Source organism: Thalassospira sp. CA1, from assembly GCF_059052855.1.
Window position 1 is genome coordinate 258775 of record NZ_JBZCIA010000003.1, and the last position, 17053, is coordinate 275827.

The following is a 17053-nucleotide window of genomic DNA, read 5'->3' on the forward strand; positions in this document are numbered from 1 at the left end:
TCCCGACGGCATCCGAAATGCGAATTCGTCACCACTCGATACGTTCGACATTGGAGAATGTCAACTCGGAACCGTCAGAAAACACGATTGTTCCCGACGAATCGGTGGACAGTTCAAGGGAGTGTCCCTTGCTTTTGGTAATCTCGCCCTCATCAAGGACAAGGGTCCAGTCGCTCGAGTCGATATTGCCGCCGCCGGCCCCGTGCAATTCAATGGTATCGGTGGTCCATCCGTTGGCACCACCATCCACATGATCATTGCCATCGCCCATGTTGAAGATGAACAGATCCGATCCACCCCCGCCATAAAGGCTGTCATCGCCAATGCCGCCGATCAGGGTGTCATCCCCCTCACCGCCCAGCAGGATGTCGTTGCCAGCCCCACCAAGCAGCATGTCACTGCCTGCACCCCCCAGAAGGCGGTCATTGCCGTCACCACCATCAAGGCTGTCGTCACCACCGCCGCCATCAAGCGTATCGTTACCAGCACCACCAGTGAACGTGTCGTCGCCCCAACCAGCCGTCAGGGTGTCGTCCCCGGCACCGCCGTCAAACACGTTGTTACCGCCATCAGCATTCAGGATATCGTTGCCATCGCCACCATAGAAGGTGTCATCCCCCCAGGCACCGTGGATCGAGTCATCGCCACCCCCGCCCCAGACGGTGTTGCGACCGTCACCGGCATCAATGCTGTCGTTACCGTCACCAGCCGAAATGGTGTCCTTGTCGCTTCCGGTGGTGATGCTGTCATCCCCACTGCCGGTGTCGATGGTATTGCGGCCTTCGCCAGCGGTAATGGCGTTATTGCCATCACCGGCATCAATCACATCGTCGCCCGATCCGGTCATGATGGTGTCATCACCGATCCCGGATGCGATGGTGTTTTTGCCTTCGCCGACATTTATATAGTTGTCGCCATCCCCGGCACTGATGGTGTCGTTGCCACTTCCGGCCAGGATGCTGTCATCCCCCGATCCGGTCGTGATCTCGTTCCGACCTTCACCAGCACTGACATAGTTGTCGCCATCACCGCCCAGAATGGTGTCGTCACCACTTCCGGCATAGAGGCTGTCATTACCGGCGCCAGTTTCGATATAGTTTTGGCCTTCACTGGCATAAACAATGTTGTCACCGGCACTGGACCTGATCGTGTCACGGTCGCTGCCACCTGTAATATAGTCATTGCCGGTGCCGCCATCGATGGTGTTGCGACCTTCGCCACCGTGCAGCGTATCGTTGCCACCGCCGCCATAGATCGTGTCGTTACCGCCATCACCGGTAACACTGTCATCGCCATCCCCGGCATAGATCACGTCATCACCGTTGCCGGCCCAAATCGTGTCGTTCCCGGCATTGGTGCTGATGGTGTCATCCCCATCATTGCCGCCGACCGTATCGTTCCCGGATCCGGTTTCAATCACGCCATCATCGTTCGGGTCCCAGATGACTTCATCGCCGTCCTGAACGGGGTCAAAGGTAACTTCAAGAATGGCTGTGGTGGTTGCGGTATCGTCGCCATCGCGCGACTGGACCGAAACGGTCAGTTCAAACGTGCCGGCATAATCGCTGGCCGCCGAAATGGTCAGGCCCGACAACTGTGCCGATGTCAGCGTCCAGGTGCCGTCGCCATTGTTGGTACCGGCTGACAAGGTCGCGCCATCCGGCACGCCACTGACGGTAACCGTCAAGGTCTCACTGGCATCCGTGACCGCCGCATCAATATCAAGCGCAACGGCGGTTCCCTCATCGCCACTTGCGTCTTCGACTTCAAGGGTCGGGGTATCCGCCACGCCAGCGACATTCACCGTGATCGTATCACTCACACTGCTGGTATCGTTGCCATCGGTCGAGGTCACGGTGACTTCAAGGTCAAACGCGCCGGAATAGTCATCCGCAGGCGTAATTGTCAGGCCTTCAAGGTCGCCAGCACTCAGGGTCCAGGTGCCATCGCCATTGTTGGTACCGGCCGAAAGGCTCGCCCCGTCTGGCACGCCGGACACCGTAATCGTCATGGTTTCGGAGCTGTCACTCAGCCCGGCATCGATATCAAGCGCGATATCCGTATCTTCGTTGCCAGAAATATCGGACACATCAAGGCTTGGCGTATCCGCCACACCGCCAACATCCACTGTAATGGTATCGCTAATCGTCGAGGTATCGGCGCCATCGGTCGCGGTCACAGTGACATCCAGATCGAACGCGCCGGAATAATCCTCTGCCGGTGTCAATGTCAGCCCTGCAAGGTCTGCCGCTGCCAAACTCCAGGTCCCATCACCGTTATCGGTACCCGCAGACAGGCGCGCACCTTCAGGCACACCCGAAATTGTCACTGACAGCACTTCCGAGGCATCCGAAAGCCCGGCCTCGATATCAAGCGCAATATCACTGTCTTCCGAACCAGACGCATCCGACACATCCAATGTCGGCGTGTCGGCAACCCCGGCAACATCGACCGTGATCGTATCACTCGCACTGGCAATGTCCTCGCCGTCGGCGGAGGTCGCCGTAACACTCAAATCGAACGACCCGCTGAAATCCTCAGCCGGGGTCACCGTCAAACCATCAAGTTGCTCAGGGTTCAACGTCCATGTGCCATCACCGTTATCGGTACCAGCAGACAAGGCCGCACCATCCGAAACGCCGGAGATCGTCACCGTCAGCGTTTCAGAACTGTCCGCAAGACCTGCATCAAGATTGAGCGCGATCGCCGAATCTTCGCTGCCAGATGCATTACTGACATCCAACGTCGGCGCATCCGCAACACCAGTCACGTCAACCGTAATAGAACCGGTCGCGGTCGCAACGTCTTCGCCATCCGCAGAAGTTGCCGTCACGCCGAGGTCGAAAGAACCGCTGAAGTTTTCAGGCGGCGTGATCGTCAAACCTGCAAGCTGCTCAGAGCTTAGCGTCCAGGTGCCGTCACCATTATCAGTGCCAGCCGACAAGTCAGCACCTTCCGGAACGCCAGAGATCGTCACCGTCAGTGTTTCAGAACTGTTCGTAAGACCGGCATCGATATCGAGTGCAATTGCACTATCCTCAGAACCGCTTGCATTTGCGACATCCAGCGTCGGAGCATCTGCAACGCCGGCAACGTCAACCATGACGGTGTCGGTAACCGATGCGATATCAATTCCGTCCTGCGTGCTCGCGGTAATTTCAAGATCAAAGCTGCCACTGAAATCGGACGGGGGCGTAACGCTGAGACCTTCGAGTTGATCACTGCTCAGAGTCCAGGTGCCATCACCATTGTCTGTCCCTGCCGACAGCGTCGCACCTTCTGGCACACCGCTAATCGTTATGGTCAGCGTTTCACTCGAATCCGCGAGACCAGCGTCAATGTTCAAGGCAATCGCGCTGTCTTCATTGCCGCTGGCGTCAGAAACATCCAACGTCGGATCATCTGCAACACCAGTGACGTCAACCGTAATAGAACCGGTCGTCGTTGCGACGTCCTCGCCATCTGCCGACGTTGCCCTCACGCCCAGATCAAATGATCCGCTGAAATCCTCAGGCGGCGTGATGGTCAGGCCTTCAAGCTGACCCGGTTCCAGCGACCATGTGCCATCGCCATTGTTCGTTCCAGCTGACAGGGTTGAGCCATCCGGAACACCACTAATGGTGATGGCTAGCGTTTCAGAGCTGTCCATCAAACCCGCATCAAAGTCGAGCGCGATGGCCGAATCTTCATTCCCCGAGGCATCGTTCACATCCAGCGTCGGTGCATCGGCAACGCCAGTAACATCGACGGTGATGCTGTCGGTGGCAGTCGCAACATCCGATCCATCTGCCGAAGTCGCAGTCACGCCCAGATCGAACGAACCGCTGAAGTCTTCTGGGGGCGTGATGGTCAGACCTGAAAGCTGCTGAGAACTCAACGTCCATGTGCCGTCGCCATTATCGGTACCAGCCGACAAGGTCCCCCCATTCGGAACGCCACTAATTGTAACTGTGAGTGTCTCAGAGCTGTCAGTCAGGCCTGCATCAATATCAAGCGCGATGGCGCTGTCTTCGTTACCGCTTGCGCCTGAGACATCCAGAGCTGGTGCATCCGCAACACCAGCAACATCAACCGTGATCGAACCAGTCGTTATCGCAACATCCGATCCATCTGCCGAAGTCGCAGTCACGCCCAGATCGAACGAACCGCTGAAGTCTTCTGGGGGCGTGATGGTCAGACCTGAAAGCTGCTGAGAACTCAACGTCCATGTGCCGTCGCCATTATCGGTACCAGCCGACAAGGTTGCACCGCCCGGAACACCAGAGATTGTGACTGTTAGGGTCTCGTTGGCATCCGTCAGCCCGGCGTCGATGTTCAGCGCAATGGCATTGTCCTCGGTGCCGCTTGCATCGGAGAGATCGAGCGTCGGCGCATCTGCAACGCCAGCGACATCAACGGTGATCGAACTTGTCGACGTCGCGACGTCTTCGCCGTCAGCCGACGTTGCCGTCACGCCAAGGTCAAACGAACCGCTGAAGTCATCTGGCGGCGTAATGGTCAGACCTGAAAGCTGATCAGAACTCAGCGTCCAAGTACCGTCGCCATTATCGGCACCTGCCGACAAGGTTGCACCGCCGGGAACCCCAGAGATCGTCACCGTGAGAGTTTCGGAGCTATCAGTAAGCTCGGCATCGATGTCCAGTGCAATTGCATTGTCTTCGTTGCCTGTCGCATCAGAAGTATCCAGCGTCGGCGCATCTGCAACGCCAGCAACATCAACAGTGATTGAGCTGGTCGTTGTCGCGACGTCTTCGCCGTCAGCCGAGGTTGCCGTTACGCCAAGGTCAAACGAACCGCTGAAGTCCTCAGGCGGCGTGATCGTCAGACCTTCAAGTTGCTCAGAGCTCAGCGTCCACGTGCCGTCACCATTATCAGTACCAGCAGACAAGGCCACGCCATCCGGAACGCTTGAGACCGTAATTGTGAGGGTTTCACTGGAATCCTTAAGGCCAGCATCGATATCAAGTGCGATCGCACTATCTTCAGAACCGCTTGCATTTGCGACATCTAGTGTCGGCGCATCTGCGACACCGGCAACATCAACCGTGATCGAACCAGTGGTCGTAGCAACATTGGAGCCATCAGCGGACGTCGCCGTCACACCCAGATCAAACGATCCGCTGAAGTCTTCTGGTGGCGTGATGGTCAGACCTGAAAGCTGATCAGAGCTCAACGACCATGTGCCGTCACCGTTGTCGATACCTGCCGACAAGGTTGCACCGCCCGGAACGCCTGAGATCGTGACCGTGAGAGTTTCTGAGCTATCGGTAAGCCCAGCATCGATGTCCAATGCAATTGAATTGTCTTCGTTGCCTGTCGCATCAGACAGATCCAGCGTCGGCGCATCTGCAACGCCGGCGACATCAACGGTGATTGAGCTGGTCGTTGTCGCAACATCCGAACCGTCAGCCGAGGTTGCAGTAACCCCAAGTTCGAACGAACCTCTGAAGTCCTCTGGTGGCGTGATTGTCAGACCTGAAAGCTGATCTGAACTCAGTGTCCAAGTTCCATCACCGTTGTCGGTACCAGCCGACAAGGTACCCCCATTCGGAACGTCACTGATTGTAACGGTGAGTGTCTCGGAGCTGTCAGTCAGGCCCGCATCAATTTCAAGCGCGATGGCGCTGTCTTCATTCCCGCTTGCGTTTGAGACATCCAGAGCCGGTGCATCCGCAACACCGTCAACATCCACCTTGATGCTACCAGTTGTCGTAGCAACATCTGATCCATCGGCAGAGGTTGCGGTCACGCCGAGATCGAAAGAACCACTAAAGTCTTCCGCTGGCGTGATCGTCAGCCCTTCAAGTTGCTCAGAGCTCAGCTTCCAGGTGCCGTCACCATTGTCGGCTCCGGCCGACAAGGTAGCTCCATCCGGAACGCCGGAGATCGTAATTGTCAGGGTTTCACTGGAATCCGTAAGGCCAGCATCGATATCAAGCGCAATCGCAGAATCTTCGTTGCCGGATGCATCGCTGATATACAGCGTCGGTGTATCGGCGACGCCTTCGACGTCAACAGTGAGGTTTTGCATCACAACGGCGGTATCATCGCCATCGGTGGTCGACACCAGGACCGAGAGATCGATTTCGCCGCTGAAGTTTTCCGCAGGCGTGATGCTCAGGCCTTCGAGTTGATCCGAACTCAGCGTCCAGGTGCCATCCGCATTATCCGTCCCGGCAGACAGCGTGGCACCATCCGGCACACCTTCAATGGTGATCGCAAGGTTTTCACTGCCATCCAGAAGTTCGGTATCGATATCAAGCGTGATCGCGCTGTCTTCAGCGCCACTGGCATCGGAAACATCAAGCGTTGCGCCATCCGCAACACCTGTGACGTCGACGGTAAAGCTGGCGTTTGTTTTCGCAACACTGCCATTGGCTTCGCGACTGGTTGCCGATATGTCGAGATCAATCGATCCGCTGAAATTATCGGGCGGCGTCAGGGTCAAACCGCTCAGCTGTCCCGGCGTGAGGGTCCATGTGCCATCGCCATTATCGGTACCAGCCGAAAGAACAGCACCGTCGGGCAAACCGGAAATCTTGATGGTGAGCGTTTCACTGCCGCCATCAAGGTCATTGAGCGATGCCGACAGATCAAGGGCAATGGCACTGTCTTCAGCACCCGTGACATCATCCGCACTCAGAGACGGCGCATCAGCGACCTTGGGGTCTTCGACCTCGAGCTCGTCCTCGGTATCAAGTTCATCCTCAAGAAGAAGCTCGTCTTCTTCAAGCTCGTCTTCGGCAACCGCGGCTTCTGGCGCTGCTGCTTGTTCAACGGGGGGAATGAAATCGGGCCGAAGACCTTCGTCCGTACCCAGGCCAGGTTCTTCGCGCTCACCGCGCAGCGCGTTGGTATCATTGGTCGCAAGCGGGATTTCCGGCAAATCAACCGTGCTCGGCTCCGATTGCAGGGACAGGTCATCGGCCCCGTCTGATCCAAGATTGCTTTGGAATGTGTCAGCCCCGGTATCGAGATTGTTTTCGATCTCGGCCGTTTCGTTCAGGGAAATGGTCTGTTGTTCGGTGGCCTCTCTGGCCTGCGCACGTTCCTGGCGCTGGGCAGCGGCGTTCTGGCGCTGGAACGCTTGCTGTTCTTCGCCTTGCGGATTTCGGATCTGGGTGCCGTAATGAACTGATCCCAACTCCTGTTCCTGCGGACGCGCGGAACTGTCCTGGTCGTCGTGCAATTCGACCAGTTCATCACCCTCGCCATCCTGACCAAGCGAACGCTCCAGATCCTCTGTCGAGGCCTGGTGGTCAAGATCGCTCCGACCATCGTCAGAGCGGGAATTTTCAGTATCGCGCGCGTCGTCCGCCATCTAACCCATTCTCCGTAAAGTGCGGAACAGGATAGGCCTATCCCACACTTCTATACCATAGTATAGATTCGCTGGTAACAACCAGCGAAATGTACGGCCAGGCAGTAGAAATGGGGACCATTTCCAGCGGGACCAGATAATTGCTCAGCGTTCGCTAAACGCTTGATCAAGCGAGACATAGACCGGCTTCAACAGATATTGAAGGAGAGTCCGCTCCCCGGTCTGGATATCGGCCTGAACCGTCATACCGGGAATGATCTTCTGAGCTGCCGCACCTTCGCCGACAGCATCGGCTTCCAGCGCAACCTTGCCCTTATAATACGGACGTCCATCCTCATCAACAAAAGTAGAGGCCGATATCGATACCAATTCACCGTTTATCCCGCCATAGCGGATGAAATCAAACGCACTGACCTTGACCGTGACCGGCTGGCCAAGGTGAACATGGCCGATATCCTCGGTTGAAATGCGGGTTTCGGCGATCAAAACATCATCAACCGGCACCAGCTCCATCACCACCTGTGCAGGCGCAATCACCCCGCCAATGGTGGTGAACTGAAGGCCTTTGATATAGCCGCGAGTGGGCGCAATGATTTCAAGCCGGTCGACGCGATCTCGCAGTTTGCGCAGCGCTTCGCGGGCCTGAGCAATTTCGCCGCCCAGACGGCCAAGTTCGGTAATGGCCTCTTCGCGTTGCGTTTTTTCAAGCTCGTTCAGGCGCAAATTTGCCTCGGCGATGGTTTCGCGCGCCCGCGCCTTTTCGGCAATCACGCCCGAAAGGTTGCCTTGGGCTTCGTTCAGTTCGCGCTGGATATTGAGGAACAGCACCTTGGAATTAAGCCCCTGCTCATAGAGCGACCGGCGCATGGTGACTTCCTGGCTCAGCAGATCAACCGATTTGCGAAGGGTTGCTTCCTGCTCGCTCAGTTGGGCCAGTTCGGCATTGCGTTCCTTGATCTGGACCTCAAGGATTTCGCTTTGGTTGGCATCAAGCTCGGTCTGGATGCGATAAATCTCATCCTGGTTCTGCGCAAGTTCCGGATATTGCACCATCAGGGTGGTGAAATCCGGTTCGCGGCCCTCGGCCAGGGCGCGGTAACGTTCGGCTTCAAGCTGCAAGTTGCCAAGCCGTGTTTCGGTCTGGGACAGTTCCGCCTGCGCCCCGTCGGCCTTGAGACGGATCAAAACCTGTCCTTGTTCCACAAGGTCACCGTCGCGGACCATAATCTGTTCAATGATGCCGCCTTCAAGATGCTGGATCTTGTTGACCGCACTTGTCGGCATGACCTGCCCGAATGTGATCGCAGTTTCCTTGATTTCGGTGGTTGCAGACCATGCGATCAAGGCAAGGAAGCCAACCGAAAGCATCACCATCGCAGATCGCACAAAGACGGAAATCCCGCCTTCTTCAAGCAGGACCGCATGCGACAAATACCGCGCCATGCGCCGGGATCGCCGGAACCGCTGGATCGCAGTATCCTGAACTGCTGCTTCACTCATAGGTAGCCTCCGTCTATCACTTGCTGCTTGATCCGTTCGGGCGGCCCGTCGCCGCGCAACTGTCCGCCTTCAAGCACAAGAATGCGGTCCGCCAAATCCAGATGACTTGGTCGATGGGTAATCAGGAAAATGGTCGAACCGCCACGCAGACGATTGATCGTGCTTTGGAAGGCACGGTCGGCCCGCTGGTCGAGACCATTGGTAGGCTCATCAAACAAAATGATCGGCGCTTCACGCACAAGCGCACGCGCCAGCGCAAGTCTTTGCAGGAAACTGGCCGAGAAGCGCGACGAATGCTGATCGCCAACACGGGTCTTGAACCCGTTGGGAAGTGCCTCGACTTCATCAAGGATCCCTGCCGCCATGCAGGCCATGCGCAGATCATCATCGGTTGCGACCGGATTGGCCAGACGCAGGTTTTGCGCGATCGACCCCCGGAAAAACTCGATATCCTGCGGCACATAGGAAATTGCCTGACGCAGGGTTTGCGGGTCCATCTGGCGGATATCCGCACCATCAATCAAAACAGCCCCCGCCTGCGGCTGATACATCCCGGCAATCAGTTTGATCAGCGATGATTTCCCTGCCCCGTTCGCACCGACCACGGCAACCACCTGGCCCGGTTTGATATCGAAATTGACCCCGACCAGGGCCGGATCGGAATCCGCACTGTAGCGGAAACTGACCCGTGAAAATGTCACAGCACCGTCAAAGCGATGCTGCTCGACCGAGCGCGGGACAAGGTCCCCTTCGGGCGCAATGGTCATCAGGCGGTTGATCTGGCGCACACTGCCGCGCAACTGCGCCAGCCGTGGCATGCCGAGAAACGCCTGATTGATCGGGCCAAGAACCCGCCAGGCCAGCATCATCGATGCCACCAGCGCACCGACACTCATTTGGGCTTCCATCACCCGCTGCGCGCCAAAGGCAAGCACAAGCGCGCCGGACGTGATCATCAGAACCTGGGCCAATGTATTGATGACGTTATTGACCATCGCCACCCGATAGCCGGAATAAGCCGTATCAGCAGAAATATCGCGAAAACGGGCCAACCAGCGTTGCTCGGATGCGGTGTATTTCAGTGCCGACATCTTGCCGACGGTCTCGACCAGGAATTCCTGACGGTTTGCGCCATGACGACCAAGTTCGGAGACGCGGCGTGCGACAATCGGAAATGCAACGATGCCGATCAGTGCGAACGCACCGATCAATGCAATCGGGATCAATGCCAGCCAGCCGCCAAGATAGAACATGACAATCAGGAACAGTGGCACAAACGGCATTTCCATGATCACAAGGGCCATTGGCCCGGTAAAGAATTCACGCACGCTTTCAAAGTCGCGAATACGCGAAATCTGCACCCCCACCGGCGCACGTTCGGTAAAGGCCGGCGGCAAGGACAACAGGCGTTCAAAAATGGCACCACTGACAAGCGTATCAAGGCGCGCACCGAAGTGGCTGACGATCTGACTGCGAAGTGTGCGCAAAACCCAGCTTAGGATCAGGACGATGCCAATCCCGATGGAAAACTGGATCAACATCGGGATCGACCGTGTGCCGATGACCCGGTCATAGATGCCCATGACGAAAATCGGGGTTGCCAGTGCCAGGATGTTCAAAACAAACGTCATCGCCAACAACTGATGAAGCAGCCCCGAAAACCGGTCGGCAATCCCCCCAAACCAGCCGCGCTTATCATCTTCCAGATAACGTTCACGACGATCCGCCGCCGAGAACTGATAAATCTTGCCCGGAAGGGCCGACAGCCTGATGACCATTTCCAGATCCGTGCCACCGTCAAAGACGCGCACACCGTTTTCTTCGGGCCGGATCACGACAAGAGCCGTTCCCTCGTCCGGGACAAACAGGCACGGCATCAGGCGTTCATCGATCAGGTCAAGCGTCGCGTCGATTTCGCGCGACTGATAGTTCAGATGCGCCATGACATTGCGGAAATCGGTCAGATCAAGCGCCTGATCCATATGTGGCAGGGCCTCTGCGACCTGACGCGGCAATCCGCGCCAGCCCAGCGCCTGAAGCAGCGGCCAGACACATGCGTCGAAATCGGACAGCGCATCGGTGCTTTCCAGCCCCATCCGATAGTTCATCGCATAGTCCATGTTTTCGAGCTTTTTCATCATGCCTTCGACCCCGCTGCTGCCCGGGTGCCGGTATTTTTGGCCGTCTCCGCAGTTTTATTCGTGCGGCGCAAAACAGGAACAAGATGCTTGTCGATCAGACGATATTGTTTATTGGCCATGGCAATCAGGGACGGGCGATGTGACACCATCACCAGCGTGCAGTGCTTTTTAAGCTCCACCATCAGGCTGGTCATGATGTTGTCACCCGCCATATCAAGCGAACTGTTGGCTTCGTCAAACAGCACAATGCGTGGGTAATCAATCAGGGCACGGGCAACCGCGATGCGCTGTTTTACGCCGCGCGGCAGGGTTTCGGAGGCCTGACCACCAACTTCCGTGTCATAGCCTTCGGGCATGCGCATGACGATGTCATCAAGCCCCAGACGCCGCGAAATCTCGATCACGCGGTCGACACCGATTTCCTTGCGAAACCCGGTGATGTTTTCAAGGATCGTGCCTTTGAACATCACGCCATGCTGCGGCAGATAGGCGATTTGACGACGGGTGGATTCGGCGGTGTAATCCGCCGGGTCCTTGCCATCCAAAAGCACTTCCCCCCGATCCGGGCGCAAGGCCCCCATCAGAAGCCACAAAAGTGTTGTTTTGCCCGTACCATTGTCGCCGGTAATGGCGATGGAATCGCCCGGCTCCACGACCAGATCAAGGTTTTCAAAGATCTTTTTGCCATCCGCGTGGGAAAACGCGACATTGCGCAACTCGATCTTGCCATCAAGCAATGGCATTTCCGCCGCCCCAAGCTGGTCTTCTTCTTCGATTTCAAACAGCTCGTTGACCCTTTGGCGCGCAACACGAATGTTCTGGAATTGCGTCCAAAGGGTCATGGCACGCTGAAGCGGCTGGATCGAACGGCCCGACAGCATCGTGCAGGCAGCAAGCCCACCGACCGTCAAAGTCCCGTTAATCACAAAAACACTACCGACAGAAGCCACCAGCACCATGGTCAGCATCGAAAAGGTCGCGCTGGCATTGACCGCTGTGTGGGCCGAGCGCGCGGCCCGTAGGTCATCACCCGAACATTGTGCCTGGAGCTGATCATGTCGGCGGATCATCAGGTTTTCCATCGCCATCGATTTGATGGTGTGAATGCCCGTCAGGGTTTCGATGATGAAGTTATAGCGCCGTTCATCGGACTGGCTGCGATCATCAAGTGCGCCACGCAACTGGTGGCCCAGAAACATTGCTGTCAAAAAGAAGGCTGCAAGAATACCAAGCGGCACAAGCACCAATTGACTGCCAATCACTGCAATCAGCGCCAGGAACAAAACAATGAACGGCAGATCGACAACCGCACCAATTGCCTGCCCGGAATAGAAGTCGCGCAGCATATTCAGGCTGTTAAGACGTTGCAGATGAAGACCCGGTGCGGTTTTGCCATAGTCAGTCAAGCTTGCCGACAGCAAATGTCCGACCGCCTGCTGGGAACTGTAATGTTCAAACTTCGCCGCCGAGAGCGAGGAAATATAAGCACGGCCAAGACGCAGGATCGCCTCAAGCACAAGCGCCCCCAGCACCCCGAAAATCAAAAGGGTCAGTGTCGGGATGGAACTGTGCGGCAGGACCCGGTCATAGACCTGCAAAAGGGTAATCGGCAGCGCAAGCGTCAGCAGGTTGATCACCAACGCTGTGATCAACAGTGCGAAACGGCCGGTGCGCAAGTGCGACAATGTACCGATATTCAATCGAGACCGACGTCTCATCACGCAGGCGAGCTCCAGATCTTCACAAAACCTACCACCCCAAAGTAGGGGGTATATACAATCAGATAGGATGCATACCGGATTGCCCCAGCCAAAGCAAGAAAATCGTGACGTGATTACAACCTGATGTGATCCATTCCACCCCGTGTAAACGGGCACGGGTCAGTTATGGGATACATATTAGCGATACCAGCACATACTATTCATTACTGCCATCACCGCGCAAGCGATCCAGTGCCCGTCGCTCGGCCTTTGTCGGGCGCCCTGCCCCTGCTTCGCGTTCGGCCACAGGTGCGGTACGGATATCCGAAGCCACTTCTTTTTTGGGTGTTCGCGGCGGGGAATGATCGGCATAAAGCGCCTGGGCCTCGGGCGCTGGGCCGCGTCGCTCACCAAGGGCGACGACCTCGACAACGCGCAGGTGCGGCCCCTGAAAGAATTGCAGGCGATCACCGGCAACCACCGTGACGCTGGCCTTGGAAACCGACTGACCATTCAGAACAATATGCCCGGCTTGGCATGCCTTGCTGGCAAGCGATCTGGTTTTGTAAAACCGCGCATGCCAAAGCCATTTATCAATACGAAGCTTCTCTGCCTGTTCCTTCACGGCCACCGATTTCCTGAAATCAACGGATATTGTACAAACGGGATATTATACAGTTGGAAAGCAGAACGGCGACCCACAAGGGTCGCCGCTCGATACATGATATCTGAAACGATCAGCCCTTGGCTTCAAGCATTTCCTTAAGCTTGGCAAACGGCGAATCTTCATTGATCTGGTTGGCTTTTTCCGGCGCCTGATTGCGGCCACCACCGGGCTTGCCACCACGGCCACCTTTGCCACCCTGGTTCGGACGATTGCCGCCCTTGCCTTTCGGGCCACCTTTGCCGCCACCACGGGCTTCCTGACGCGGGCCACGCTGACCACGGTTCTGTCCGCCACCGCGTTTGCGACGATCAACACGGACGAAGTATTTGACTTCGACCAGTTCGTCGCCATCGGCGTCGGTTTCAACCGCCGGCGTTTCCGAAGTTGCTTCTGCAGACGCATCCGCAGCAACCTCTGCCGGTTCTGCCTTTGCTTCTGCCGGTGCTACTGGCTCCTCAGCCGGGGCATCAGCCTTGGCTTCGGTTGCAGCCGCCTCGGAACCTTCTGCGGTTTCAGCTTCGGCTTTGCCCGCTTCAGGCTTTGCTTCCTCAGGCTTGGCTGCCTTGGCAGCTTCTTCGGCCTTTTTCTCGGCTTCCTTGGCTTCAAGTTCGGATTTCTTGACCTTGGTTACCTCGGCGCGCCAGCCAAGGGCGGTAAACACACCTTCGGCCTGTTCGACCGTGCAGCCCAGAAGCGACAGCAGATCAGGATCAGGCCGCACCTTGCCATCGTTTTCACGCGCCTTCTGACGCAGAAGGGCGGCAAAACGTTCCAGCATATCAACACGCGCAGCAAGCGGGCCAACCGGCATGTAACCGGCAGCCAGATAGAAGCCCTTGGAATTCGCACGGTCATTGGGGACCGATGTCCGGCCTGCCGGCGGCAGTTCCGGAAGGGCATCAAGTTCACGTGCAACCGCCCAAAGAATGCCGCGCAGCTCAACCGGATCCGGTTTGAGCGCATCAAGCACATGGACGGTTTCAACACCCAGACGCACGCCAAGCTTGGCGAGTGCTTTGCGGTCTTCGTCCGACAGGTCCTTGACCAGACTTTCGAGTTCCGAACGCGGCACACAGCCCAGACCTTCGTTCAACTGGAACAAAAGTCCGCGAATCGGCCCGGACAGTTGACAGTCGCGCAGACGGGTCAGCATTTTAAGGCGCGTTTCGATATGGGAATTGATGAAATTCTGCAGACGGGTGCGTACCCGTTCGCGGGTCGGACCGTCAAAGAACTCGCTGTCGATGACCTGAACTTCGGGCGACAGAACCGTGTCACCTTTTTTCAGCACACCAACCGGCGAACCGTTCCACAGCACCTGAAGCTGGCCGTTTACTGCGAACTTGTCGTCTTCGTCAGTTTCAAGTTGTTTGACACGTTGGGCGATTTCGCCGGTCAACGCGCGACGTGCGGCACTGGCAATCGCCTTGCCTTCAAAAGCAGCATCGGTTTCATCAGCAATGAAACGGAATCCGTCAAGACGGCCGACAAATTCACCTTCGACCTGTACTTCACCATTCGCAGTGATGGTAGACATGAGTTCAGACTTGTCCTTGAGACTTTTCAATAAAACCGAGGTCCGTCTGTCAACGAACCTTTGGGTCAGGCGTTCATGTAGCACATCTGAGAGCTTGTCCTCAATGGCCCGCGTGCGTTCCTGCCAATGATTGGCATCTTCGAGCCAGTGATGCTTATGCGATACATATGTCCAGACGCGAATACCTGCCAAACGTGATGACAACTGGTCAATATCACCATCATAACGATCCAGACGCAAGATTTGTTCGCCCAACCAGTCAATGGGCAGTTTGCTTCCGGGTTTCGCAAGATAGCGATAGATAGATGTTAGCAGCCTCGGATGGGCATCGGTATGGATATTTCTGAAGTCGGGAATCTGGCAGATTTCCCACAATAATTGCACCCGATCCGGGGCGGTTGCGATGCGTGCGACGTCCTCGTTGCGCGCCAGATGATCGAGCATGATCTCATCAACCGGTTCGCGCGCCAAAATAAGGGTCGGGTCATCCGACCGCCGGCGCAGCGATTTCTGGAGCGCATCCACCGTCCGGAAATCAAGCCGCGCATTGCGCCAGAACACTTTTGCAAGCGGCTCGAACTCGTGCTCTTCGATCTGCTCGATGATGTCGGGATCAATCCCCGAAAGATTTCCGGTCACCCCGAACGTGCCATCATTCATGTGACGTCCGGCACGGCCGGCAATCTGGGCGGTTTCAGCCGCGGTCAGGCCACGATTGAACTTGCCGTCAAACTTGCTCATCGCGGCAAAGGCCACATGGTTGAGATCAAGGTTTAACCCCATCCCGATTGCGTCCGTCGCAATCAGATGTTCGACCTCGCCATTCTGGAACATCTCGACCTGGGCGTTACGCGTGCGCGGGCTCAGCGCGCCAAGCACCACGGCCGCCCCGCCCTTTTGACGGCGCACCAATTCGGCAACGGCGTAAACTTCCTGGGCTGAAAACGTCACCACCGCCGACTGGGCCGGCAGGCGCTGAATTTTCTTCGCCCCGTTATAGGTCAGAGTCGAAAACCGCTCCCGGCGATCAAATTCGACATTATCAACCAGCTTGCGGATCACCGGGCGAATGGTTTCCGCCCCCATGAACATGGTTTCATGACGTCCGCGCGCATGCAAAAGCCGGTCGGTAAAGACATGACCACGTTCCGGGTCCGCACACATCTGGATTTCATCAATCGCCAGGAAATCGACCTGCTTGGCGACCGGCATGGCTTCGACCGTGCACAGGAAATAACGGGCTGTTTTCGGAAGAATACGTTCTTCGCCGGTGATCAGTGCCACCGCACCCTTACCGACCTTGGCGACCGCGCGGTCATAGTTTTCGCGCGCCAGAAGTCTGAGCGGGAACCCGATCATCCCGGTCGTATGTGCCAACATCCGTTCCATGGCGAGATGGGTCTTGCCGGTGTTGGTCGGCCCCAATATGGCAAGGATACGAGGACCGGTTCGGGTTGAAATCTGCATCAAACTTTTCCAATCGACAGCCCAATGATCCGGGCCATCGCAATCATTGGGCCTTTCAACACGCGAACCAGCACCATGTCAAGCTTTCTGCCTGCCGTCGCAAGGCGCGTCAAACTGGCGTATCGCGGCCCAAACCGCTGATACCACGCAAACCCGCCTATTCTTCCTTGAGTTCAAGCAATCTGGCCCCCGGGCCATCACTGCCAAGCGTGTCTCCGGGGTTGTATAGCGGGCATGCGGAAATCGACAGGCAACCACAGCCGATGCATTTGCCCAGCTGATCACGCAAACGGGTCAATTGTTCGATGCGTTCGTTCAAATCATCGCGCCATTGCGATGAAAGCTTTTCCCAGTCTTTGATGGTCGGCACGGTATTGGGGGGCAGTTTATCCAGCGCCGCACCGATCTCCGACAGTGGAATACCGGTTTTCTGCGCGACCTTGATGATGGCCAGTTTGCGCAATACGCCGCGATGAAAACGGCGCTGGTTGCCGTCAGTCCGGATCGAACTGATCAAACCTTTGCGTTCATAAAAATGCACCGCCGAAACGGCAATACCGCAACGACTTGCGACTTCTCCGACGCTCAGATAGCGCTGCAACACGCCTTTTTCTGCCATTTTCCCTGCTCCCCTTGCCTGCTTTGAAAAAGTTCCAAAACGCGCTTGACCTTAACATTAGTTGAGGTTTTACAACCTTACGCATTGAAGCGAAATTGGCA

Annotated in this window: 7 protein-coding genes; all 7 read right to left on the reverse strand. The window is 56.6% G+C overall.

Annotated features, from left to right (window positions below; genetic code table 11):
- Positions 1–28: 28 nt before the first annotated feature.
- Positions 29–7321, reverse strand: coding sequence for a beta strand repeat-containing protein (locus AC5Q5A_RS08035; RefSeq protein WP_493894913.1), 7293 nt, complete (start codon positions 7319–7321; stop codon positions 29–31).
- Between the two features lie 144 nt (positions 7322–7465).
- Positions 7466–8821 (reverse strand): HlyD family type I secretion periplasmic adaptor subunit, encoded by a 1356-nt coding sequence (locus AC5Q5A_RS08040; protein ID WP_064782440.1) that lies wholly within the window; start codon positions 8819–8821, stop codon positions 7466–7468.
- Positions 8818–10962, reverse strand: coding sequence for a peptidase domain-containing ABC transporter (locus tag AC5Q5A_RS08045; protein WP_493894914.1), 2145 nt, complete (start codon positions 10960–10962; stop codon positions 8818–8820). Before AC5Q5A_RS08045 ends, AC5Q5A_RS08040 begins: the two co-directional genes overlap by 4 nt.
- A complete protein-coding gene (locus AC5Q5A_RS08050; RefSeq protein WP_493894915.1) occupies positions 10959–12680 on the reverse strand; it encodes a peptidase domain-containing ABC transporter in 1722 nt (573 codons plus the stop codon). The genes AC5Q5A_RS08045 and AC5Q5A_RS08050 overlap by 4 nt, the downstream gene beginning before the upstream one ends.
- A 199-nt stretch (positions 12681–12879) precedes the next feature.
- Positions 12880–13287 carry an RNA-binding S4 domain-containing protein gene (locus AC5Q5A_RS08055; protein WP_120225835.1) on the reverse strand — a complete coding sequence of 136 codons (408 nt, stop codon included), beginning with the start codon at positions 13285–13287 and terminating at the stop codon, positions 12880–12882.
- A gap of 112 nt (positions 13288–13399) precedes the next feature.
- On the reverse strand, positions 13400–16333 hold the full coding sequence (locus tag AC5Q5A_RS08060) for a helicase-related protein (RefSeq protein ID WP_493894916.1): 2934 nt from the start codon (positions 16331–16333) through the stop codon (positions 13400–13402).
- Positions 16334–16490: 157 nt separating this feature from the next.
- Positions 16491–16952 carry a redox-sensitive transcriptional activator SoxR gene (gene soxR, locus AC5Q5A_RS08065; RefSeq protein WP_008890084.1) on the reverse strand — a complete coding sequence of 154 codons (462 nt, stop codon included), beginning with the start codon at positions 16950–16952 and terminating at the stop codon, positions 16491–16493.
- Between the last annotated feature and the right edge of the window lie 101 nt (positions 16953–17053).